At 45.6% G+C, this 25656-nt stretch carries 16 protein-coding genes; 10 read left to right on the top strand and 6 right to left on the bottom strand.

What is annotated here, in order from left to right:
• Positions 1-211 precede the first annotated feature (211 nt).
• Positions 212-2572 (bottom strand): family 43 glycosylhydrolase, encoded by a 2361-nt coding sequence (locus tag RDN93_RS17010; protein WP_308746618.1) that lies wholly within the window; start codon positions 2570-2572, stop codon positions 212-214.
• A 242-nt stretch (positions 2573-2814) separates the two neighbouring features.
• Here RDN93_RS17010 and RDN93_RS17015 point away from each other — a divergent pair, with 242 nt between their 5' ends.
• From RDN93_RS17015 to RDN93_RS17040, 6 genes are read left to right on the top strand one after another with little or no spacing between them, the layout of a single operon-like run.
• Positions 2815-5691, top strand: coding sequence for a sugar-binding domain-containing protein (locus RDN93_RS17015; RefSeq protein WP_308746619.1), 2877 nt, complete (start codon positions 2815-2817; stop codon positions 5689-5691).
• Between the two features lie 44 nt (positions 5692-5735).
• The gene (locus RDN93_RS17020) at positions 5736-6980 is read left to right on the top strand and encodes a rhamnogalacturonan acetylesterase (RefSeq protein ID WP_308746620.1); all 1245 of its coding nucleotides are present in this window, start codon (positions 5736-5738) and stop codon (positions 6978-6980) included.
• A gap of 21 nt (positions 6981-7001) precedes the next feature.
• Entirely contained in the window at positions 7002-8525 is a 1524-nt protein-coding gene (locus tag RDN93_RS17025; protein ID WP_308746621.1) for a glycoside hydrolase family 28 protein, read from the top strand.
• Positions 8476-9051, top strand: coding sequence for a DUF4450 domain-containing protein (locus RDN93_RS17030; protein ID WP_308746622.1), 576 nt, complete (start codon positions 8476-8478; stop codon positions 9049-9051). Before RDN93_RS17025 ends, RDN93_RS17030 begins: the two co-directional genes overlap by 50 nt.
• The gene (locus RDN93_RS17035) at positions 9048-10451 is read left to right on the top strand and encodes a glycoside hydrolase family 28 protein (RefSeq protein WP_308746623.1); all 1404 of its coding nucleotides are present in this window, start codon (positions 9048-9050) and stop codon (positions 10449-10451) included. Before RDN93_RS17030 ends, RDN93_RS17035 begins: the two co-directional genes overlap by 4 nt.
• Positions 10451-13216, top strand: coding sequence for a glycosyl hydrolase (locus tag RDN93_RS17040; RefSeq protein ID WP_308746632.1), 2766 nt, complete (start codon positions 10451-10453; stop codon positions 13214-13216). The genes RDN93_RS17035 and RDN93_RS17040 overlap by 1 nt, the downstream gene beginning before the upstream one ends.
• Positions 13217-13481: 265 nt before the next feature.
• Here RDN93_RS17040 and RDN93_RS17045 read toward each other — a convergent pair whose 3' ends face one another.
• Entirely contained in the window at positions 13482-14654 is a 1173-nt protein-coding gene (locus tag RDN93_RS17045) for a PatB family C-S lyase (RefSeq protein ID WP_308746624.1), read from the bottom strand.
• Between the two features lie 68 nt (positions 14655-14722).
• On the opposite strand from RDN93_RS17045, the gene RDN93_RS17050 reads away from it, so the two are divergent.
• From RDN93_RS17050 to RDN93_RS17065, 4 genes are all read left to right on the top strand, one after another.
• Positions 14723-15511 carry a Cof-type HAD-IIB family hydrolase gene (locus RDN93_RS17050; protein WP_308746625.1) on the top strand — a complete coding sequence of 263 codons (789 nt, stop codon included), beginning with the start codon at positions 14723-14725 and terminating at the stop codon, positions 15509-15511.
• A 24-nt stretch (positions 15512-15535) separates the two neighbouring features.
• Positions 15536-17533, top strand: coding sequence for a tetratricopeptide repeat protein (locus RDN93_RS17055; protein ID WP_308746626.1), 1998 nt, complete (start codon positions 15536-15538; stop codon positions 17531-17533).
• A 369-nt stretch (positions 17534-17902) separates the two neighbouring features.
• Positions 17903-20428, top strand: a complete 2526-nt coding sequence (locus tag RDN93_RS17060; RefSeq protein WP_308746627.1) for an AsmA-like C-terminal region-containing protein — start codon at positions 17903-17905, stop codon at positions 20426-20428.
• Positions 20429-20452: 24 nt separating this feature from the next.
• Complete coding sequence (locus RDN93_RS17065) at positions 20453-21067, top strand: L-threonylcarbamoyladenylate synthase (protein WP_308746628.1); 615 nt, start codon at positions 20453-20455, stop codon at positions 21065-21067.
• 91 nt (positions 21068-21158) lie between these two features.
• On the opposite strand, the gene nagB is transcribed toward RDN93_RS17065, so the two are convergent.
• From nagB to RDN93_RS17085, 4 genes are all read right to left on the bottom strand, one after another.
• Positions 21159-21971: a glucosamine-6-phosphate deaminase gene (nagB, locus tag RDN93_RS17070; protein WP_175631196.1), complete on the bottom strand. Its 813-nt coding sequence runs from the start codon at positions 21969-21971 to the stop codon at positions 21159-21161.
• Positions 21972-22022: 51 nt separating this feature from the next.
• Entirely contained in the window at positions 22023-23219 is a 1197-nt protein-coding gene (locus RDN93_RS17075) for an FprA family A-type flavoprotein (RefSeq protein WP_308746629.1), read from the bottom strand.
• Between the two features lie 58 nt (positions 23220-23277).
• Positions 23278-24255 carry a TIGR01212 family radical SAM protein gene (locus tag RDN93_RS17080; protein WP_308746630.1) on the bottom strand — a complete coding sequence of 326 codons (978 nt, stop codon included), beginning with the start codon at positions 24253-24255 and terminating at the stop codon, positions 23278-23280.
• Between the two features lie 377 nt (positions 24256-24632).
• Positions 24633-25445: a LytTR family DNA-binding domain-containing protein gene (locus RDN93_RS17085; RefSeq protein WP_308746631.1), complete on the bottom strand. Its 813-nt coding sequence runs from the start codon at positions 25443-25445 to the stop codon at positions 24633-24635.
• Positions 25446-25656 lie beyond the last annotated feature (211 nt).

Genomic DNA, 25656 nt, shown 5'->3' on the forward strand with positions numbered 1-25656 from the left:
CCGGGATTATTTGATTAATTAATAACTCGTCCCGATTTTAACGGGACACTAGTGATTTCATAAATTCGATGAGGTTATCGGTGTGATTATTAGTTCAATATTAGTTTTATAAATGGAGAATTAGGCACGGATTACACGGATTTCACGGTTTTTCCTAAATATGTGTGCATATTGCAACAGCGTAATCCGTGTAATCCGTGCCTAAAAATCATCATTTCTCATAGATTTTCCATTCCCATAATCCGGCATCTCCCCTGCGGATATGAAGGCGAAGATAACGGGCTTTGCCAATGCCGTCAGCTATATGAGGAGAGCATACCTGTACTTTTCCTTGTTCGGCACACGTCTGCCAATGCTTTCCGTCCATTGATTTCTCCAGTCTCCACGTATGTCCTTCGGTGGGGCGGGTAAAGTAGAACTGACATTCGCTGATGTTGCGGATTTCTTTCAAGTCCGCCGTGATATAGGGACTGCTGTCCGTATCGGCAGCCATCCAGCGGGTTCCATTTGATTCGTCGGCTACAGATGCAGCTTGATAAGTATGTGTACGCGTATAGCTTTTCACCGAGCCTTTATCCGGCAAAGGTTGGTTGGGCCGGGTTTCGATATTGACAACGGAAGTGCGGGGAGCTTTCTCGCTGGAAGCATAAAAATGAGCCTGCAAGGCGAGGTTCGTCCGTGCCTCTTGCGGAGTTGTCAGGTAGCCGACACCACGGATATCGGGGATTAAAGTCTTAATCGTTCCGTCGTCATTAAACTCCATGCGGTTGGCGTACACCTGGCGGGTAGTTCCGCCGTCCCCATATTCAAGATAGAGAAAGATATATTCATCCGTTCCTTCGTCATAGAACACATTGCCGTGCCCCGGTCCCCATACCTGGTTTTCGGGAGAGGAAAATAAAAAGATGTCGTTGCCTTCCGGCTTTACGAAGCCGGTAAGAGGGGATTCACGGCTCATCATATAGGCATTTGCATAATTCTGATGTCCGCTCAACGTATAAATATAGTAATAGATGCCTTTGCGCTTGAACAGAACAGGGCCTTCGGAATATCCCTGACGGGGTGTTTTCAGTGTTACCGGTTCCCCTTCCAAATGAAGCCTGTCCGCAGAAAGGCGTGCCGCGTTCCGGCGACGCCAGTAAATATATCCTGTACCGTCATCGTCAATAAAAGGTTCTCCGTCAATATCATCAATGAGAGCCGGGCTGTCGATACCGCCTTCTCCGAGAGCAAAAAGCCCCTTACCGTCGGCAAAACGGAAAGGCCCGTCCGGACGGTCTGCCACGAGCACATATGTTCCCATTTTCTCGTCCGGCTTCACGAATGTAGTGTACAGATAATATTTGCCGTCCTGTTCAATCACTCTTCCGGGAGCCCAGTAACGGAAATACCCTTTCTTCTTTTCACCTTTATCATTCGTATATTCATATTCCTTCGACCAGTCGAATGCGCTAATATGGGAACCTTCAAAGCTCCAGTTAACAAAGTCCTTCGATTTCCAGACGACAGGTGTTCCGGCACGGTTCAGACCGTAATCCAAATCGGTCGTTCCATACAGATAATATGTATCGCCGAACTTGGCTACGGAAGGGTCTGCCACATTATCGGGAATCAAAGGGTTGTAGTTGCGGTTGGCTTTCAGCACTTCCACTACGGAAATATCGACCGCAAAAGCTGTTCCGTGGCGGATACCCCGGGGAAAGGAAACCTGTTCGGAAACATCTTCCCACGTTTCGCCGTAATCCAGCGAACGGACAGCGCCATAACGGTGGTCACGGTATTTATCGAAATAGACATAGAGCGTATCGCCTACAAAAAGAGGAGCCGGGCCTTCTGCCCAGTATTTTCCTGTAATGGGTGCAGATACTTTGGTCGGGAATCCTTTCGCTATCTTCTTCGTGCGTGTAACACGCAGATTCTTTTCCGGCGGATTGGAATTTTCGTTCTTCACTACCATTATCAGGTCTTCATGCTTCGGGTCTTTCACAATGGCAGCGTCAATTACGCTGAAATCAGGATTGAAGAACATCTTTGTCTTTGAGAAAGTACGGAAGTCTTTTGTCGTCACATAATAAATGCGATGATTCAGTCCCTTCTCGCTTTCGCTGGTCGGCACTTCCTTGTGACGACCGGGGATGGTGGTAGCCCAAAAGATATAGTAAGTCTGCGAAGATTCGTCATAGAACAGTTCGGGCGCCCAACAATTATGGGCTTCCGGCTCATGCATCATCACCGGAATGGCTTGCTGTTCACTCCAGTGAATCAGGTCGCGGGAAGAGGCATATCCGATAATCCGGTCTGTCCAACTGGAAGTCCATACCATATGGAACGTTCCGTCCGGAGCCTGACAAATGCTCGGGTCACGCATTAATTTATCTTTACCGACAGAGGGTGTCAGATAAGAGCGTCCGCCATTCAGGGGCAGCCAGTTTAATCCGTCGTAACTGTATGCCAAATGCAGTCCGTCCTTACTGCCATTGATAAAATAAGAAAAGAGATAGGCTTTCTCACCGGCAAAGATTGTCATTATCGACCAAAGACTGAGAGCTATCCAGACAAATACTTTTTTCATGGTTCCTTTTAAGATTAAAAAGTTTACTTCGCAAATATAGGGCATCCCGCAAACTCCTCAAAGGCAAAGGGCATGGACAATATTTCAAATACATGTAGTTTTGTACACCAACCACCCAATAAGCCCATTTTGATACAATATTCTATGTATCTGTACATCTTTCTATTTACCAAACCTTTAAAAAGCCCTACTTTAGCGGCAGATTTTCAGAAGAAATGAAAAACATATCAATCCTATATATCATGAAACGACTTTTAGTAAGTATTGCTATCGTATTTGCCGCCATACTGACCGCAGTGGGGCAAAATCATTCTTTCAGCTTATCCGGCAAGTGGAACTTCCAGATAGACCGGGAAGATATCGGCGTCAGGGAACAATGGTTCAAAAAATCCCTCGACGACTCTATCAACCTGCCCGGCTCCATGCCCGAAAAGCTAAAGGGGGATGAAGTAACCGCCCGCACCCAATGGACGGGAAGCCTCTACGACAGTTCTTACTACTTCAACCCATATATGGAAAAATACAGAATAGAGGGACAAGTGAAACTCCCCTTCTTCCTGACTCCCGACAAACATTATGTAGGCGTAGCCTGGTATCAAAAGAAAGTTACAATCCCTTCCAACTGGAAAGGGGAAAGAATCTCCCTTTTCCTGGAACGTCCGCATATCGAAACCACAGTTTGGGTAAACCAAAAGGAACTCGGTATGCAGAACAGCCTTTGTGTTCCTCACGTCTATGACCTGACTTCTGCAGTCGCCCCCGGAAAGACGTGTCTGATTACTATCCGCATTGACAACCGCATCAAGGAAATCAACGTAGGCCCCGACTCCCACAGTATCACCGACCAGACGCAAGGCAACTGGAACGGTATCGTCGGACGAATCGAATTGCAAGCTACACCGAAAATACACTTTGAGAACATTCAGGTATATCCCGATTTGAGCAATCAGAAAGCGCTGGTACGTATGAATGTACAGTCCGCTTCTTCCGCCAAAGGAGAAATCATGCTTTCTGCCGAGAGTTTCAACACGGACATCCGGCACAAAGTTGCTCCCGTACAGCAAACTTTCAATATCCGTCCGGGAGACAATGCGGTCGAGATGGAACTTCCGATGGGAAAGGATTTCCTGACATGGGATGAATTCAGCCCTGCACTCTATAAACTGACGGCTACGTTGAGCAATGGCAAACAGACGGATACAAAGCAGGTGCAGTTCGGTATGCGCGACTTCAAGATAGAAGGAAAATGGTTCTACGTGAACGGCAGAAAGACAATGCTTCGCGGCACGGTAGAAAACTGTGATTTCCCGTTGACAGGCTATGCGCCGATGGATGTAGCTTCCTGGGAACGGGTATTCCGCATTTGCCGCAACTACGGGTTGAACCATATGCGTTTCCACTCTTTCTGTCCGCCGGAAGCGGCTTTTATCGCTGCCGACCTTGTAGGGTTCTACCTGCAACCGGAAGGGCCGAGCTGGCCGAATCATGGGCCGAAGCTGGGCAACGGACAGCCGATTGACAAGTACTTGATGGATGAAACGATTGCTTTGACGAAAGAATATGGGAATTATGCTTCTTATTGTATGCTGGCTTGCGGCAATGAGCCTTCCGGTCGTTGGGTAGCATGGGTAAGCAAGTTTGTGGATTATTGGAAAGCGACCGACCCGCGTCATGTATATACGGGAGCTTCCGTAGGAAATAGCTGGCAGTGGCAGCCTCACAATGAATTTCATGTGAAAGCCGGAGCACGAGGATTGAGTTGGGCAGGTGCGCGCCCGGAAAGTATGTCGGACTACCATGCAAGGATAGATACGGTAAAACAGCCGTATGTATCGCATGAGACGGGGCAGTGGTGCGTATTCCCGAATTTCAATGAAATCCGTAAGTACACCGGAGTCAACAAAGCGAAGAATTTTGAAATCTTCCGGGATATTCTGAATGACAACCACATGGGAAGCCAAAGTTATGACTTTATGATGGCTTCGGGCAAACTTCAGGCTCTCTGCTACAAGCATGAGATTGAAAAGACATTGCGCACTCCCGATTATGCCGGATTCCAGTTGTTGGCTCTCAATGATTATTCCGGTCAGGGGACTGCATTGGTCGGTGTATTGGACGTATTCTTTGAAGAAAAAGGATATATCAACGCAGAACAATTCAGACGTTTTTGCAGTCCGACTGTGCCATTGGCGCGTATCCCGAAATTTGTATATGCCAATAACGAAACATTCCATGCCGACATCGAAGTGTCTCATTTCGGGGCAGCTCCTTTGCAGGAAGCAAAAACCGTTTATATCATTAAGGATAAGTTGGGGAAAGTATATGCTCATGGAAGTGTAGGTACTCACAATATACCTATTGGTAATCTCTGTTCTTTGGGTAGTGTGGATATGGATTTAGCAGAAGTCACTACTCCGCAGAAACTTAATCTGGAAGTACGCATCGAAGGCAGTGACGCCGTGAACGACTGGGATTTTTGGGTATATCCCGCGCAAGTGGAGTTGACGCAAGGTGATGTTTATACCACGGATACGCTGGATGCAAAGGCTTTATCGGTATTGCAGGAAGGTGGAAATGTTCTGATTACGGCAGCCGGAAAGATTCAATACGGCAAAGAAGTCAAACAATACTTTACTCCGGTATTCTGGAACACTTCCTGGTTCAAGATGCGCCCGCCGCACACGACGGGTATCTTCGTGAACGAATATCATCCGCTTTTCCGCCAATTCCCGACGGAATATCACAGCAACCTGCAATGGTGGGAACTACTGAATAAAGCACAGGTGATGCAGTTCACCGATTTTCCGGCAGAGTTCCAGCCGACTATCCAGAGCATTGATACGTGGTTTATCAGTCGCAAAATAGGAATGTTGTTTGAAGCAAAGGTATTGAACGGAAAGTTACTGATGACCAGCATGGACATTACTTCACAACCGGAGAAAAGAATCGTTGCCCGGCAGATGCACAAAGCAATCCTGGATTATATGAATTCGGATGCTTTCCGCCCGTCAACGGTAATAACACCGGAGCAGATACAAACGCTGTTTACTAAAGTAGCGGGAGATGTGAAGTCTTATACCAAAGACTCGCCCGACGAACTGAAACCGAAGATTAACTAAACGGAAATTATCCAACAAACCAATATACATTAATCTATATTATAATGAAAACTACTATCATAGGCTTACTACTTCTGGCAACGATAACTGCCAATGCCCAAGAAGGAGAAGAAGTCCGAACCTACCAACTGTCGGACGCACCACGATATAGCGAGGAGACGGGATACGGATACGACCTCATCGCCACCCCCGAAAAAGGAAATAAAGCACCTTTCTTTTTCTCTGTCCGCGTACCGGACGGAAACTATAAAGTGACCGTACGCCTCGGAAGCAAGAAGCAGGCAGGAGTGACAACTGTACGGGGAGAATCCCGTCGCCTGTTCGTTGAGAATCTGCCGACAAAGAAAGGTCAGTTCATAGACGAGACGTTTATCATCAACAAGCGGAATCCCCGCATCTCCGAGAAAGAATCCGTGCGCATCAAACCACGCGAGAAAACCAAATTGAACTGGGATGATAAATTGACACTGGAATTCAACGGTGATGCACCCGTATGCCAGAGTATCAATATAGAACCCGCCGACCCGTCAGTTATCACTGTTTTTCTATGCGGTAACAGTACGGTAGTAGACCAGGATAACGAACCGTGGGCCAGTTGGGGACAGATGATTCCCCATTTCTTCGGAACAGATGTCTGCATTGCCAATTATGCGGAATCCGGCGAATCAGCCAATACCTTTATCGGAGCAGGACGCCTGAAAAAAGCATTGAGCCAAATGAAGAAAGGCGATTATCTCTTTATGGAGTTCGGACATAACGACCAGAAACAGAAAGGGCCCGGCAAAGGAGCGTATTACTCTTTTATGACCAGCCTGAAAACATTCATTGACGAAGCCCGTGCACGTGGAGCACACCCCGTACTGGTCACTCCCACCCAACGCCGGAGTTTTGACGCAACCGGACATATCCGCGACACGCACGAAGACTACCCGGAAGCCATGCGCTGGCTTGCCGCCAAGGAGAACGTGCCATTGATTGACCTCAACGAAATGACCCGCACGCTCTATGAAGCCCTCGGCCCCGAAACGTCCAAACGTGCTTTCGTACATTATCCGGCAGGCACTTATCCGGGACAGACCAAGGATTTTGCCGACAACACCCACTTCAATCCTTACGGGGCTTATCAGATAGCCCAATGTGTGATTGAAGGAATGAAGAAAGCCGTTCCCGAACTGGCGAAATATCTGAAAATCGACCCGGCATACAATCCGGCACACCCGGATGATGTGAATACTTTCCACTGGAACGAATCACCTTTCACAGAAATAGAGAAACCGGACGGAAATTAAAGAATCCCAATATTGACCGATATGAAAAGTAAAAGCATCTTTCCCCTACTTCTAGCAGGCACGTTTTTTATAGCATGTACTCCAGCCAAACAAGCAGGAAGCAACAGCTTCGAATGGGGACAGGTTCCGCAGCAACCGGATTTGTCGTGGGCGGACAGCGTAGGAAGCCGGCAAACTCCCGGAAACAACCATCTTTTATCCGCCAATTCTTTTGGCGCAGTAGCAGACAGCACAGTGCTCAGCACGGAAGCTATCCAGAAAGCAATCGACAGTTGTGCCGTCTCCGGCGGGGGAACCGTCACTCTCCAGCCCGGATATTATCAGACCGGGGCACTGTTCATTAAAAGCGGTGTCAACCTGCAACTGGACAAAGGCGTCACCCTACTCGCCAGCCCCCATATCCAGTATTATCCCGAATTCCGCTCACGAATTGCGGGTATCGAGATGACATGGCCGGCAGCAGTAATAAACATTGTCAACGAGAAGAACGCCGCTGTCAGCGGAGAAGGGACTTTGGACTGCCGGGGAAAAGTCTTTTGGGACAAATATTGGGAAATGCGCAAAGAATACGAAACGAAAGGGTTGCGCTGGATTGTAGATTACGACTGCAAACGTGTGCGGGGTATTCTTGTGGAACGCAGTTCGGATGTCACCTTAAAAGGATTCACCCTGATGCGTACCGGCTTTTGGGGATGTCAGATTCTTTATTCCAACTATTGCACCATAGACGGACTGACGATTAATAATAATATAGGCGGTCACGGCCCGAGCACGGACGGCATCGACATAGATTCTTCCTGCAACATTCTGATAGAGAACTGCGATGTAGACTGTAACGACGACAATATCTGTATCAAATCGGGACGGGACGCGGACGGTTTGCGGGTGAATCTTCCTACGGAGAACGTGGTGATTCGCAATTGCATTGCCCGCAAGGGCGCCGGACTTATCACCTGCGGCAGCGAAACTTCCGGCAGTATCCGGAATGTATTGGGCTATAACCTCGAAGCTGCCGGCACTTCCGCCGTGCTCCGTCTGAAAAGCGCCATGAACCGCGGTGGGACAATCGAAAACATCTACATGACTAACGTAAAAGCCGAAAACGTCCGCCACGTACTGGCAGCAGACTTGAACTGGAACCCCAGTTACAGTTACAGCACTCTTCCCAAAGAGTATGAAGGCCAGGAAATCCCGGAACACTGGAAAGTTATGCTGACTCCGGTAGTACCCCCCGAAAAGGGATACCCACGCTTCCGCAACGTATATGTATCGCGGATTAAAGCCGAGAACGTAGACGAATTTATCTCTGCTTCGGGATGGAACGACTCTTTGCGTCTGGAAAATTTCTATCTTTACGCCATCGAAGCACAGGCTAGGAAACCGGGTAAAATCTGCTATACGAAGAATTTCAACCTGTCGGAGATTACATTGGACGTAACAGAGAAAGACGCTATCGAACTAAAGGAAAATGAACAAAGTAATATCAAATTCAACTATGCTGAAACAACTCCTGACCATCGTACTGCTGGGAATCTTGCTCATTGATGCGCAAGCACAGTCTCTGACACCGCCTGCCGGTACTTTCAAGCTGGGAATATCGAAAGGAAACGAAAGCCACTGGCTGCAACCTAAGGAAAAGACACCGGGGATTACTTTCCAATGGAAAGCCTTGCCCGATACCCGTGGATTTATACTGGAAATAGAGGTAGCTTCCTCTCCCAAAGCCGATGCTTTATTCTGGAGCTTCGGCGATTGCCGGCCGGATGCGGACGTGAATGTGTTTAGTGTGGAAGGACAGGCTTTTACCTGCTATTACGGAGAAAGCATGAAATTACGGACTGTACAGGCGGTCACTCCTACCGACGATATCCGCCTGAGCAACGGGCACAAGGACGAAACTCCCCTGATGCTTTATGAATCAGGAAAACGAACCGACCGCCCCGTACTGGCGGGACGTTGCCCGCTCGTTCCCGGCAGCAGGATTTATTTCTGCTTCTATGAGCAGAATGAGAAGGCGGATTATAACTACTATATGTTACCGGATATTTTTGCCCAAACCGACAAAAAATGAAAAAGATATATTTACTATTCAGTCTCTTAGTGGGTTGCATCTACAGCTATGCAGCCATCTACAACGTGAAGGATTTCGGAGCCAAAGCGGATGGAAAAACGATTGACTCTCCCGCCATCAACAGCGCGATTGAAGCAGCCGCACAAGCCGGTGGCGGTACTGTTTACCTGCCTGCCGGAGAATATGCCTGTTATTCTATCCGACTGAAAAGCAACATTCACCTCTATCTGGAACAAGGCGCACGCATCGTTGCCGCCTTTCCCGGAAAAGAGGAAGGATATGATATCGCTGAAGTGAATGAACATAATAAGTACCAGGATTTCGGTCACAGCCATTGGAAGAATTCCTTGATTTGGGGAATCGGACTGGAGAATATAACCATCAGCGGTTCCGGACTTATTTACGGTAAAGGCTTGACCCGTGAAGAAAGCCGGCTGCCGGGTGTAGGCAACAAGGCTATCAGCCTGAAAGATTGCCGGAATGTGACACTCAAGGATTTGTCCATGCTTCACTGCGGACATTTCGCCCTGCTCGCCACCGGTGTAGACCATCTGACTATCTTGAATCTGAAAGTAGATACCAACCGCGACGGATTCGATATTGACTGCTGCCGGAATGTGCGTATCAGCCAGTGTACGGTAAATTCTCCCTGGGACGATGCCATTGTGCTGAAAGCCTCTTACGGGTTAGGACGTTTTCAGGATACGGAGAATGTGACTATCAGTGATTGTTATGTAAGCGGTTTTGACCAGGGAAGCGTAATGGACGGAACCTGGCAACTGGACGAGCCCCAGGCTCCCGACCACGGTTACCGCACGGGACGTATCAAGTTCGGCACAGAAAGTAGCGGCGGATTCCGTAATATTGCGATTACTAATTGTATCTTCGAGCATTGCAGGGGTCTGGCATTGGAAACGGTAGACGGGGGACGTCTGGAAGATATTGTTATCAGCAATATCACGATGAGGAATATTGTCAATGCTCCTATCTTCCTGAGACTGGGCGCACGTATGCGCAGTCCCGAAGGCACGCCCGTAGGCACAATGAAACGTATTCTTATCAGTGATATTAATGTGTGGAATGCCGACAGCCAATATGCTTCCATTATCAGCGGTGTGCCGGGTGCTTGTATCGAGGATGTCACTCTCCGTAATATTCACCTATATTATAAAGGTGGATACAGCGCGGAAGACGGTAAACGTGTTCCGCCCGAACAGGAGAAAGTATATCCCGAACCGTGGATGTTCGGCACTATTCCCGCCAAAGGATTTTACGTCCGCCATGCACGGAACATAACTTTCGACGGTATCCGCTTCCATTTTGAACAGCCGGACGGACGACCGCTCTTTGTAACCGATGATGTAGAAAAGATAGAATATTATAATACGCCGAAAGAATGATGAATAAGAAACAATTGATATTCCTCTGCCTGCTTGCAACAGGCGGAGTCATACAAGCGCAACAGTGGCCGAGCGTTCCAGCAGAAGCGCGTCCCGGCACCCGATGGTGGTGGCTGGGAAGTGCCGTAGACGAAAAGAACCTGACGTACAATCTGGAAGAATATGCACGTGCCGGCATGGGTGCGGTGGAAATCACGCCTATCTACGGCGTGCAAGGGAATGACGCAAACGAGATACAGTTCCTCTCTTCCCGCTGGATGGAAGTGCTCAAGCATACACAGGCGGAAGGTAAACGCACAGGTGTTGAAATCGACATGAATACCGGTACCGGATGGCCTTTTGGCGGGCCGGAAGTCAGCATTGAAGACGCAGCGACCAAGGCAATCTTCCAAACCTACGAAATAGAGGGCGGCAAAGAGATTGTACAGGATATTAATGTGACTGACCCTAAGCAACAACTTTATTCCGTATTAAGCCGGGTGATGGCTTATAATGAAAATGGCCAGTGTCTTAATCTGACTTCTCATGTAAAAAAGGACAAGTTGCAATGGAAAGCCCCTGTCGGCAAATGGAAAGTGGTAGCCCTCTACGTTGGAAAGACACGGCAGAAAGTGAAACGGGCAGCACCGGGCGGGGAAGGATACGTCATGAACCACCTGTCAAAGAAAGCTGTCAAGAACTATCTTTCCCGCTTCGACCGTGCATTCAAGAGTAGCAAGACAAGCTATCCGCATACATTCTTCAACGACTCTTACGAGGTGTATCAAGCAGACTGGACAGACGATTTCCTGGAACAGTTTGCCCGCAGACGGGGATATAAACTGGAAGAGCATTTCCCTGAATTTCTGGATGAAAGCCGTCCCGAAGTCAGCAGACGCATCTTGTCCGATTATCGGGAGACGATTTCCGACTTGTTATTGGAAAACTTCACCTGTCAATGGACAGACTGGGCACACAAAAACGGTAGCATCACCCGCAATCAGGCACATGGTTCACCGGGTAATCTGATTGATATTTACGCAGCCGTAGATATTCCCGAATGTGAAGGCTTCGGACTGTCACAGTTCCATATCGAAGGATTGCGGCAGGATTCACTGACCAAGAAGAATGATTCGGACTTGTCTATGTTGAAATATGCTTCTTCGGCCGCACATATTGCAGGTAAGACCTATACTTCTTCCGAAACATTCACTTGGCTGACGGAGCATTTCCGCACTTCCCTGTCACAATGCAAGCCGGATATGGACTTGATGTTTGTTTCCGGTGTCAATCATATGTTCTTTCATGGGACGCCTTACTCTCCGAAAGAAGCCGAATGGCCGGGTTGGCTGTTCTATGCGTCTATCAATATGAATCCAACGAATAGTATCTGGCGTGACGCTCCTTCTTTCTTTAATTATATCACCCGTTGCCAGAGCTTTCTGCAAATGGGACGACCGGATAATGATTTCCTGATTTATCTTCCGGTATATGATATGTGGAACGAACAACCGGGACGATTGTTACTATTCACTATCCACCACATGGATAAACTGGCTCCTAAATTTATCGACGCCATCCACCGCATCAACAACAGCGGATATGACGGGGATTATATCTCCGACAACTTCATCCGCAGCACCCGTTTCAAGAACGGACAGTTGGTTACTTCGGGCGGAACGGGTTACAAAGCATTGGTAGTGCCTGCCGCCCATCTGATGCCGGATGATGTGCTGGCGCATCTTGTAGAACTGGCCAAGCAGGGAGCTACTATCGTATTCCTAGAAAACTATCCGACGGATGTACCGGGATATGCCCGCTTAGAACAGAAACGTAAAAGTTACCAACGTACGCTCCGCCAACTTCCGTCTGTCTCTTTCTCCGAAACAACCGTCACTCCGGTTGGAAAGGGAAAGATTATCACAGGAACGGATTATGCGCGCACATTAGCCAGTTGCCATATTCCTTGCGAGGAAATGAAAACAAAATTCGGTCTGCAAACTATCCGAAGAGTTAATGACACGGGACATCATTATTTCATCTCTTCCCTGCAAGATAAAGGAGTGGATGGCTGGATTACTTTAGGAACGTATGCAACCGCAGCCGCCCTCTTCAATCCGATGACCGGAGAATGTGGAGAAGCCCTTATCCGTCAGGCAGACGGTAAGACACAAGTTTATCTACAACTGAAATCCGGCGAATCGGTTATCCTGCAAACTTATCAACAGCCTTTGCAAGCTTCCAAACCGTGGAGATATATAAAGGAACAACCTTTCAGCCTCAGCCTTGACCATGGCTGGAAACTGCACTTTGCCGAAAGCAAACCGGAAGTTCAAGGTACATTCGACATAGACCGCCCGTGTTCATGGACAAGCATCAATCATCCGGCAGCCAAAATCAATATGGGAACCGGCGTTTATTCATTGGATATTGAGCTGCCTTCCCTGAAGGCTGACGATTGGATGCTCGACTTGGGCGATGTACGCGAAAGTGCCCGTGTCCGCATCAACGGACAGGAAGCGGGTTGTGTATGGGCAGTGCCTTATCAGTTGAGAGTAGGTCATCTGCTGAAATCCGGGAAAAACCACATCGAAATAGAAGTCACGAACCTTCCTGCAAACCGAATTGCAGAACTGGACAGACAGGGAGTGCAGTGGCGCAAGTTCAAAGAAATCAATATTGTCGATTTAAACTATCGTCCGGCCAATTACGGACATTGGAGTCCGCTGCCTTCCGGCTTGAATAGTGAAGTGCGGTTGATTCCGGTAGATTTTATGCAGAAGTAAGTGTTTATCTTTATTTGATTTCTCAGCTTCTTAATCCAAAAAACAAGCCCCTTTTCCGAATTTCGTGGAAAAGGGGCTTATTTTATAAAATCAAGTTGCAGTTTGCTTCTTTAATTCTCATGCAAAACTGTGTATAGTTCTTTTCAAACCCTATAATAAACAGCAACTTACGGTCATCTATATTCTCTAACTTTTTTATGCCTATGAGAAAACATTCTCATTTCGGTGAGAATTATTCCAATATAATAATCCCATCCTAAAGGAGTTACTTTAAGCTTATTACCGCCCGCTCCAACTGCTTCAAAGCCCGTTCTAACGTAGCACGCGGACAAGCAATATTCAACCGCATGAAGCCTTCGCCTTCCTTACCAAATGTTGTTCCGTCGTTCAATGCCAAATGAGCATCTTCTATGAAAAGACGGTTCAATTCTTCCTGATTTAGTCCTAATTCGCGACAATCTAAAAAGATAAGATAGGAAGCTTGCGGACGAATCATCTTGATGGCAGGAATATACTCTTTCAGATAGTTTTCGGTAAAGTCTACATTTTCCTTGATATAAGCAATCACCTGATCAAGCCATTCCGTACCATGACTGTAAGCAGCCGCTACACTCAGGTAAGCAAACAGATGCCCTTCACTGAACTCGCTTGCTTCCATATATGTCTGGAAACGGTGACGAAGCTCCTCATTTTCTATGATAGCATAAGAACTTGCCAGTCCCGGCATATTAAACGCCTTGCTCGGAGACATAAAGACAAGTGAATTCATCCGTGCCTTTTCAGAAATAAGAGCGAACGTAGGATGCTTGTATGGCGGCAAAGTCAAGTCGGCATGAATCTCGTCAGAGATGATTAATGTACCGCTTTCATGGCAAATATCGGCTATTTGAGCCAGTTCCTCTTTTGTCCATACACGTCCGCCCGGATTATGAGGATTACTTAAAACAAGCAGTTTGCAGCCCCGAATATTTTGGCGGAAACGGTCAAAATCAATATGATATTGTCCGTCTTTCAATACTAACGGGCTGAATACGACTTCACGTTCATTCTTCTGAGTTACCAAAAAGAAAGGATGATAAACAGGCGGCATCACCATGACTTTATCCCCTTTCTGCGTAAAGCAGTGGATAGCAAAGGCCAATCCACGAACAATGCCGGGAGTGAATGTCAGCATCTCTTTGCTTACCGTCCATTCGTGGCGTGTCTGTAACCAGTTGATAATAGACTCCGACCATTCTTTACAGGCAAATGTATATCCGAGCACTTCATGCTCCAGGCGTTTTTTCAAAGCGTCTATCACGAAAGGGGCTGTGCGGAAATCCATATCGGCTACCCACATCGGAATCAAATCCTTGCGCCCCCAACGACCTTCCACTCCATCCCATTTAACGGAGTCTGTACCGTTACGGTCTATTATTTCATCAAAATTATATTTCATACTGTATGATGTTGTTATGTTATGTGAGACAAAAGTAGTACTTTTGTATTCAATTCAAAAAGGAATTTATGACGAAAGCATTATTTTTTGATATAGACGGAACGCTTGTCAGTTTTGAGACTCACCGTATTCCGACTTCTACCATTGAGGCATTGGAAGCCGCCCATGCAAAAGGGCACAAAATATTTATCGCTACCGGACGCCCGAAAGCTATTATCAACAACCTTTCCGAACTACAAGACCGGAATCTCATAGATGGATACATAACCATGAACGGGGCTTATTGTTTTGTCGGAGAGCAAGTTATTTATAAAAGTGCCATCCCCCAAGAAGAAGTAAAAGCAATGGCAGCTTTCTGCGAAAAGAAAGGAGTGCCTTGTATCTTTGTAGAGGAACATAATATATCCGTCTGCCAGCCTGACGAAATGGTGAAAAAGATATTCTATGATTTTCTGCATGTGAATGTTATCCCGACTGTTTCTTTTGAAGAAGCGACCAGCAGGGAGATTATACAAATGACGCCCTTTATCACAGAGGAAGAAGAAAAGGAAATCCGCCCGTCTATCCCGACTTGTGAGATAGGTCGCTGGTATCCGTCTTTTGCCGACGTGACCGCCAAAGGGGATACAAAGCAAAAGGGGATTGATGAAATCATCCGTTACTTTGATATTAAGTTGGAAGATACGATGTCATTCGGAGATGGTGGAAACGACATCAGTATGCTTCGCCATGCCGCTATCGGAGTAGCTATGGGACAGGCAAAAGATGACGTAAAGGCTGCCGCCGATTACGTGACGGCTCCCATTGACGAGGATGGAATCAGCAAGGCAATGAAACATTTCGGAATCATTGAATAAAAAGGATTTACAATACTTACAAGAATGAGCGTAGACACCAACAACGCTGAGTTTCAGGATGCCCTGAGCTTGATTCAATATACACGCCAGTCGGTTTTTCTGACCGGAAAAGCGGGGACAGGGAAATCTACATTCCTGCGTTACGTCTGCGAGAATACGAAAAAGAAACATGTCGTACTTGCTCCGACGGGTATTGCCGCAATCAATGCCGGGGGAAGCACGATGCATAGTTTCTTCAAACTTCCTTTCTATCCGCTATTGCCGGACGACCCGAACCTCAGCCTGCAACGGGGACGCATCCACGAGTTTTTCAAATATACCAAACCGCACCGGAAGTTACTGGAACAGATAGAGCTGGTGATTATCGACGAGATTTCAATGGTACGGGCAGATATCATTGATGCCATCGACCGTATCCTGCGCGTATATTCCCATAACTTACGTGAGCCTTTCGGTGGAAAACAGTTGTTATTGGTAGGCGATGTATTCCAGTTGGAACCTGTCGTAAAGAATGACGAGCGGGAAATATTGAACCGCTTCTATCCTACCCCCTACTTTTTCTCTGCACGAGTGTTCAGTCAGATAGATTTGGTGTCTATCGAACTGCAAAAGGTTTACCGGCAGACTGACCCTGTTTTTGTCGGTGTCCTTGACCACATTCGTACTAATACCGCCGGAGCTGCAGACTTGCAACTGTTGAATACCCGATATGGAAGTCAGATTGAAGAATCGGAAGCAGACATGTATATCACGCTTGCTACTCGAAGGGATACGGTAGACTCAATCAACGAGAAGAAACTAGCCGAGCTTCCGGGAGAACCGATTACTTTTGAAGGAGTAATCGAAGGAGATTTTCCCGAAAGTAGTCTGCCTACCTCACAAGAGCTTGTGCTAAAGCCCGGTGCACAGATTATCTTTATCAAGAATGATTTCGACCGTCGTTGGGTAAATGGTACGATTGGTGTCATTGCCGGTATTGATGAGGAAGAAGAAACGATATACGTTATCACTGACGACGGAAAAGAATGTGACGTGAAACGGGATTCATGGCGCAATATCCGTTATCGCTACAACGAAAAGACGAAAGAGATTGAGGAAGAAGTACTGGGTAGTTTCACCCAATATCCTATCCGATTGGCTTGGGCTATCACTGTTCATAAAAGTCAGGGACTGACTTTCAGCCGGGTAGTCATTGACTTCACAGGCGGAGTATTTGCCGGTGGACAAGCATATGTCGCACTCAGCCGCTGTACCTCATTGGATGGTATCCAACTCAAAAAGCCGATTAACAGGGCAGATGTTTTCGTTCGTCCCGAAATTGTGAACTTCGCGGGACGCTTCAACAATCGACAAGCCATTGACAAGGCATTGAAACAGGCACAGGCAGATGTGCAATATGCCGCAGCCGCACGTGCTTTCGACAAAGGAGACATGGAAGAGTGTCTGGAACAATTTTTCCGTGCCATTCATTCCCGCTATGATATAGAAAAGCCTGTCCCCCGCCGATTAATCCGCCGGAAACTCGGTGTCATCAACACCCTGAAAGAGCAGAATAAAAAACTCAAGGAGCAGATGAAGGAACAGCAGGAACGTCTGCGCCAATACGCTCATGAGTATCTGTTAATGGGTAATGAATGTATTACTCAGGCACATGACGCACGTGCCGCCCTTGCCAATTATGACAAGGCGCTCAGCCTCGACCCGAACTACGTGGATGCCTGGATACGAAAAGGAATCACGCTCTTTAACAACAAAGAATATTTTGATGCGGAGAACTGCTTCAATACGGCTGTAAATCTTCATCCGGCAAATTTCAAAGCTGTTTATAACCGGGGAAAACTCCGATTGAAAACGGAAGATACGGAAGGGGCCATTGCCGACCTGGATAAAGCGACAAGCCTGAAACCGGAGCATGCCGGTGCACATGAACTATTCGGTGACGCTTTGCTGAAAGCAGGAAAGGAAGTGGAAGCTGCGTTACAATGGAGAATCGCAGAGGAACTGAAGAAAAAGAGAAAGTAATAAATCTATATAAATAAAAAAGACGGAAACCGACCGTTTTCTTCCTCACCGACCAACACATCGTTCCTCACCGAGGAAAGCCCCGTTCCCCACCGAGGAAAAGGTCGTTGCTCACCGAGGAACGAATCCCCCACTTACAACGCCTTGGAGAGCCATTGTCTACTTTGGAGAGCTATACGCAAATATATTTACAGTTTAAGTTATCATCCCCTACTCTCTATTCTCAACCGTCCCAAATACAATCCCGTACTTTGGATTCTGCTAATTTAAAAATAAGAATCCCTAAAAAAAACTCTTTTATCCCTTATTATCAAAAAATTTTATTAGTTTTGCTCCTTGCATATTATCAGACTCTTAAAATAGAAGCAAATGAAAAAAGGTTTGAAAATCGCAGCTATCACCGTAGGAGTAATTATCATTCTGATGCTCCTTCTTCCTTTCGCCTTCCAAGGTAAGATAGCCGATATCGTAAAGACAGAAGGCAACAAGATGCTCAACGCTCAATTTGACTTTAAGAAACTCAACATTAGCCTGTTCCGTAACTTCCCGCAGGCTTCTGTCACTCTCGAAGATTTCTGGCTGAAAGGTACAGGAGAATTCGCTAACGATACCCTTGTACAAGCCGGAGAAGTTACTGCCGCCATTAATCTATTCTCACTTTTCGGAGATAGCGGCTATGATATTTCTAAAATCTTCATTGAAGACACCAAGCTGCACGCCATTGTATTGCCGGACGGGCAAGTCAACTGGGATATTATGAAACCGGACACGACCGCAACTGCCGAAACGCCTGCCGCTGAGGAAGAAGAATCTTCTCCTTTCAAAGTGAAATTACAACGTTTCGTCATCAAAAACATGAATCTGGTCTATGATGACCAACAAGGGAAAATGTATGCTGATATCCGCGACTTCAACGCTATCTGCGCAGGAGACTTGGGAAGTGAACGTACTACCCTGAAACTGGAAGCGGAAACCAAATCCCTGACTTACAAGATGAACGGGATTCCTTTCCTGGCAAATGCCAATATCTCCGCAAAGATGGATGTAGATGCCGACCTCGCCAATAACAAATACACATTAAAGGATAATACGATTCGTCTTAACGCCATCCAAGCCGGCATCGACGGTTGGGTAGCCTTGAAAGACCCGGCTATCGACATGGATTTGAAACTTAATACGAATGATATCGGTTTCAAGGAAATTCTTTCGTTGATTCCTGCTATCTATGCGACTGAGTTCTCCAGCCTGAAAACAGACGGAACCGCCACCCTTACCGCAACAGCCAAAGGTATCCTGCAGGGAGACACCGTTCCTTCATTCAATATTGATATGCAAGTCAAAAATGCCATGTTCCGCTATCCGGCTTTACCAGCAGGTGTGGACCAAATCAATATTAGCGCTAACGTTCAGAATCCGGGTGGAAATATTGACCTGACTACCGTTGATATCAATCCGTTCAGCTTCCGCCTGGCAGGAAATCCGTTCAGCCTGACTGCTAACGTGAAAACTCCAATCAGCGACTCGGACTTTAAAGCTGAAGCGAAAGGTATTCTCAACTTGGGCATGATTAAGCAGGTATATCCGCTTGGAGACATGGAATTGAACGGAACAATCGACGCCGATATGCAAATGTCAGGACGTCTCTCCTACATCGAACAGGAACAGTATGAACGTATGCAGGCTGCCGGCACTATCGGACTGACAGGCATGAAACTGAAAATGAAAGATATGCCGGATGTAGAGATTAAGAAGTCCCTTTTCACTTTCACTCCGAAATATCTCCAGTTGAGCGAAACGACTGTCAATATAGGCAAGAACGACATTACTGCCGACAGCCGGTTTGAAAACTACATTGGTTACGTACTGAAAGGTACTACTTTGAAAGGAACACTGAATATCCGTTCCAACTATTTCAACCTGAATGATTTCATGACTGCTTCCGCAGATGAAACTGCTACACCGGATGCAGCGGCTACCGATTCTGTACCTACTTCCACCGGAATTGTTGAAGTGCCGCGTAACATTGACTTCCAGATGGATGCCAATCTGAAACAGGTATTATTCGATAAGATGTCCTTCAACAATATGAATGGCAAACTTATCGTAAAAGACGGTAAGGTAGACATGAAGAATTTATCCATGAGTACTATGGGCGGAAACGTGGTTATGAACGGATATTATTCGACCGCCAACGTGAAGAAACCGGAACTGAAAGCCGGATTCAAACTGTCGAATATCGTCTTCGCTCAGGCTTATAAAGAACTGGATATGGTGCAGAAGATGGCTCCTATCTTCGAAAACCTGAAAGGTAATTTCTCCGGCAGCATCAATGTATTGACAGATTTGGATGCAACCATGAGCCCTGTACTGGATACGATGCAGGGAGACGGCAGTCTTTCTACCCGCGATCTTAGCTTAAGCGGAGTGAAAGCAATCGATCTGATAGCCGATGCAGTGAAACAGCCAAGCCTGAAAGACATGAAGGTAAAAGATATGACACTTGATTTCACTATCAAAGACGGACGTGTAGAAACGCAACCGTTCGATATCAAGATGGGTGATTACAATCTGAATCTCGCAGGTAATACAGGGCTTGACCAAACCATTGATTATACTGGAAAAATCAAGCTACCTGCATCCACCGGGAATATCTCCAAACTGATGACTCTCGACCTGAAAATCGGTGGTTCGTTTACCTCACCGAAAGTCAGTGTCGATACCAAGAGCATGGCAAACCAAGCTGTTGAAGCGGTAGCTGATGAAGCTATCAGCAAACTTGGTCAAAAACTTGGTTTGGACTCTGCCGCTACTGCCAATAAGGATTCCATCAAGCAGAAAGTAACGGAAAAGGCTGCTGAAAAGGCATTGGACTTCTTAAAGAAGAAACTTAAATAAAGAACAAGGGAAGGAGAAGAGGTTATGCTTCTGAAATTATATGATAAAAATAATAACCCGCAGGATTTACAACAAGTAATTGACATCCTGAACGACGGCGGGCTTATCATCTATCCAACTGATACGATGTATGCCATCGGTTGCCACGGTCTGAAAGAACGTGCAATAGAACGGATATGCCGAATCAAAGAGATAGACCCTCGCAAAAACAACCTGTCTATCATTTGTTATGACTTGAGTAGTATCAGCGAATATGCCAAGGTAGACAATAGTGTGTTCAAGCTTATGAAGCATAACCTTCCGGGGCCATTCACCTTTATCCTGAACGGTACGAACCGCTTACCCAAGATTTTCCGTAACCGGAAAGAAGTCGGTATCCGTATGCCGGACAATAACATTATCCGTGAGATTGCCCGGTTGCTCGACGCCCCCATTATGACTACCACCCTACCATATGACGAACATGAGGATTTGGAATACATGACTGACCCCGAACTTATAGACGAAAAGTTCGGTGACACAGTAGACTTAATCATCGATGGTGGTATCGGAGGAATAGAACCTTCGACAATAGTAAAATGCACAGAAGGCGAGATAGAAATCGTTCGGCAAGGGAAAGGCTGGTTGGAAGAGAATTAATTTTTCTTCTATCAAATACCTATCAGACAAAAATGGGCTGCAATCAATCAAACACCGATGCAGCCCATTTTTTATAGAGTTTATCCTCTCCTTATTTTATCAAGGATTCCGGATCCAAATGAGTAGATTCAATATCTTTAAAGTAACGATAAGTACCTACTTTCAGTTCAACAGTAGCAGCATCGTCACAAACGATAATACCTTTTTCATGCATCTGCAAAGCACTGATAGTCCACATCTGAGTGATTGCACCTTCTACAGCATGATACAAAGCACGTGCCTTGTTATGACCGTTCACGATAATCATCACTTCTTTTGCAGAAAGTACAGTACCCACACCCACTGTCAATGAAGTCTTGGGAACTTTGTTGATATCATTATCAAAGAAACGAGAGTTGGCAATGATTGTATCCATTGTCAATGTCTTCTGACGAGTGCGTGAAGTCAGGGAAGAACCCGGCTCATTGAATGCGATATGTCCGTCAGGTCCGATACCACCCATAAACAAGTCGATACCACCGTAAGACTTAATCTTTTCTTCGTAACGTGCACATTCCGCATCCAAGTCAGGAGCATTACCATTCAGGATATTTGTATTCTCCGGTTTGATGTCGATATGGCTGAAAAAGTTATTCCACATAAAAGAATAGTAGCTTTCCGGATGTTCTTTCGGCAATCCCACATATTCGTCCATGTTGAATGTCACTACATTTTGGAAAGAAACGATACCTTTCTTATTCAAGTCAATCAACGCTTTGTACATACCCAGAGGAGAAGATCCGGTAGGGCAACCCAATACAAATGGTTTTTCGGGAGTCGGATTAGCAGCCTTTATTTTTGCAGCAACATAATGTGCAGCCCACTGAGATACGGACTGGTAGTCCGGTTGAATAATTAATCTCATAAGTCGATTGTTTTATAGGTTAGTAATAAATATATTATCTCATTCACTGTATTAACGGTCTTTCTTCAAGCGCTCCGCCATTGCACGCGCCAGATTTTCGCATTGAGTATAAGTAATGTCTTTCATCGCCTGCTTCATCTCCACCGGATCACCTATCAACTCAAATTTGCTCTTTTCCGCAAACTCAGCCAGACGCTTCACAGCAGCACCTGCCCATGTGAAAGAACCGAAATAGCCTAAATAGCGACCTTTCACCTCACGCAACAGAATCTTCGAAAGTAATGCTTCCACTTCCGGGAAAATCTGATTGCTATAAGTAGGCGAACCTATGATTAATCCCTTGTAACGGAAAATATCTGCTATAATATAAGAAGGATGACTCTTCGTCACATTGTGCATAACGATATTCTTGACTCCCTGCGCCGAAAGTTCCGCCGCAATAGCCTCAGCCATTTGTTCTGTATTTCCATACATACTTCCGTATGCAATAACTACCCCCTCATCTGCATCATAACGGCTCAAGCGGTCATAGATACCTATCACTTTAGCTATATTTTCTGTCCATACCGGCCCGTGAGTAGAGCAAATAGCAGAAATAGGAAGTCCGCCCAGTTTCTGCAACGCTTTTTGCACAGGGCTTCCGTATTTACCTACAATATTAGAATAATAGCGAACCATTTCTCCCCAGTACTTGTCTACATTCATACGGGTATCCAGAAAACCACCGTCCAGCGTACCGAAACATCCGAATCCGTCACCGGAGAAAAGAATTCCATCCGTTTCGTCAAATGTCATCATCGTTTCCGGCCAGTGTACCATCGGAGTCATATAAAAACGCAGTTTATGACGTCCTAAAGCAAGGAAGTCTCCGTCCTTCACCAGATATTGTTCCCCGGTCACGCCATAAAAACCTTCAATCATACCGAATGTCTGCTTATTCCCCACGATAATAATTTCAGGGTAATGTTGCTTTATCAGTCGGATAGAACCGGAGTGGTCAGGCTCCATATGATTTATAATCAAATAATTAATAGGACGTTCTCCGATCACTTGCTTAATCTTACGCAAGTAAACTTCAAAATAACAGATGTCCACCGTATCCACCAATGCCACCATTTCATCATCAATCAGATAAGAGTTATATGAAACTCCATAGGGCAATGGCCACATCGCTTCAAATCGGTGCTTATTCCGGTCATTTACTCCCACATAGTGGACATTTCCTTTAATTCTTGTTTTATGTTCCATTCTTCAGTTACATTAAAAAGTCTCTCTCACCACCCGATATTCCCCAAATAGATATTTATCAGGTAGTAAATTTATCGTCTGCAAAAATAATCCTTTTTTCCGAATCCCTATACTTCTTGCCTTGATAAGCATCCCTTTCTTTCATTCTTTTTTGTAAACGTGCTACAAATTCATAATTTTTCAGCCCCCAGTCCGGAGCTATTAATAAATCTTTAGGAGATTGGGAGACAAAACGCTCCACTACTATATCAGGACGAAGATGCTCTACATAGTCAATCACTAAATCGATATACTCGCTGACCTCTGTAAACAAATGAAAATCAGCGGGATTCTCAGCATACTCATGAGCCATACGCGTGCCGCGAATCAGTTGCAACTGATGAATTTTCAGAGTACTCAACGGCAGTTCTGAAAGTATCTCCGCCTGTTCCACCATCGTATCATGTGTTTCTCCCGGAAGCCCGAGGATAATATGCCCACCTGTCAGGATACCACAGGCCGCAGTCCGCCGGACAGTTTCCACAGTATCCACGTAAGTATGCCCCCTGTTTATACGTTGTAACGTCTTATCGCAAGTACTTTCAATACCATATTCCACCATAAGAAAAGTATGCCTGTTCAATTCTTCCAAATAGCGCAACAAGCCCTCCGGCATACAATCCGGACGTGTCCCTATTACCAAACCTACAACATCTTCTACTTTCAGCGCCTCTTCATATTTACGCTTCAGTCCTTCCAATTCCGCATAAGTATTGGTATAAGCCTGAAAATAGGCCAAATACTTCATATCCGGATATTTATGAGCGAAAAAACATTTCCCCTCTTCCAGTTGGGTAGCGACAGATTTCTCTGTCCGACAATAATCCGGGTTAAAAGTCTGGTTGTTGCAATAGGTACAGCCACCCCACCCTTTCGTCCCGTCCCGATTGGGACAAGTGAAACCCGCATTCAACGAAATCTTTTGTACTTTGTAGGGAAAATACTTTCGCAAAAAGGTCGGAAAATCATTATATAAGATATGTGTAGACATCTTCATTCTGTTATTTTACTATTTAATCAACAAACATAAGAAAAATCAGTGAGTTACGGAAAGATGCCCCAAAATATCTTCAATATATTAAAATAATCATAAAGTCCATAAGATAAATTAATAAATATGGTAATTTAAAAATCTATTTAATTAGCTTTGCCTTGATTTTAGGCATTGACGGGAGGATACTTGTGAAAGTCTTGTGCAATTTATTCCCCAATTATGATTTCATCTCACCATACCCCATGCAACTCTCGTCAATAAAATTATCCTTTTTATATTCTTAAGAATATAAAAAGGATTTTTTATTCAACAATATATGATATACAAGTTCTCCTTCAAACCAATGAGCCCAAGATTTAATCTTTATCAAAAGAAAGAATTTATAATCCCAGTCTTTCTTTCAACAATCGATAACCGGAAAGGCTCACCCGAAGCTTAACTCCGTTTTTCAGTAATAACTGATAGGTTTCCTTTCCGAAAAGTTCGACACGGGAAATCTGTGTCACATTGACAATAGTCGAACGATGAACACGGACGAAAGTTTCAGGCGGAAGATGTGTTTCGAAATACTTCATCGTCTGTTCCTTCAGATATTCCCCGGAAGGAGTTATCAACATCACATAGTCTCCACAAGCTTGTATGTAAATCAGTTCTTCCGACTTTACCAGATGAATTTTAGAGCCATCCTTTACTGTGATACGGTCAATTAACTCAATCGGTGGTTCAGTTTGCTGTTCAGCCACCTGATGTACAACCAGTTCTTTTTCAAGTTCCCGGTTCAAGACTTCTTCTTTAGCTACAATCAAGCGATACCATAGAGTCACCGCAATCAAAGCCGGTAGTCCGAATAATAATCGGAAAGGTACTGTTTCGGCAAAAGGGATATAAGATACACCCGTAATTCGCACCATAATATCATACACCATAAAACTACCTGCCAGCCAGAGCAAACTTCCAACCAATATCATAATGATATCCGTCTGAAACAGCGAAACAAGTCCGATGACAAACCAAGCCAGATAGGCAATAGCTGCCAGCCAACCAACCGTTGCTATTCCGTCCACCAAAGCGGGAATATAGTCGACTCCGGTATACCAACACAACAAGGCAACCTGGAATGCCACTAAAATCAACACCAATGCCAGCATCGGAATCCAACGATAAGGATAATCTATAATCGGATGTGCCTTCATATGCTAACCTTTCACTTCCAGGCCACCGAAAGAAATCGTACCCCGAATCACTAATATACTATCTTGGTTAACATTCCCATTTTGCCAACGTTTGTCATCACACCCGCCAAAAAACGCATTACATTTAAACACAACTTTCCAATCGGAAGGTACATAGGTTCTTCGTCAAATTTGGTGGTACTTCTTCTATTGTGAATAAAGAATCTTGGCT

Source organism: uncultured Bacteroides sp., assembly GCF_902491285.1.
GTDB lineage: Bacteria > Bacteroidota > Bacteroidia > Bacteroidales > Bacteroidaceae > Bacteroides.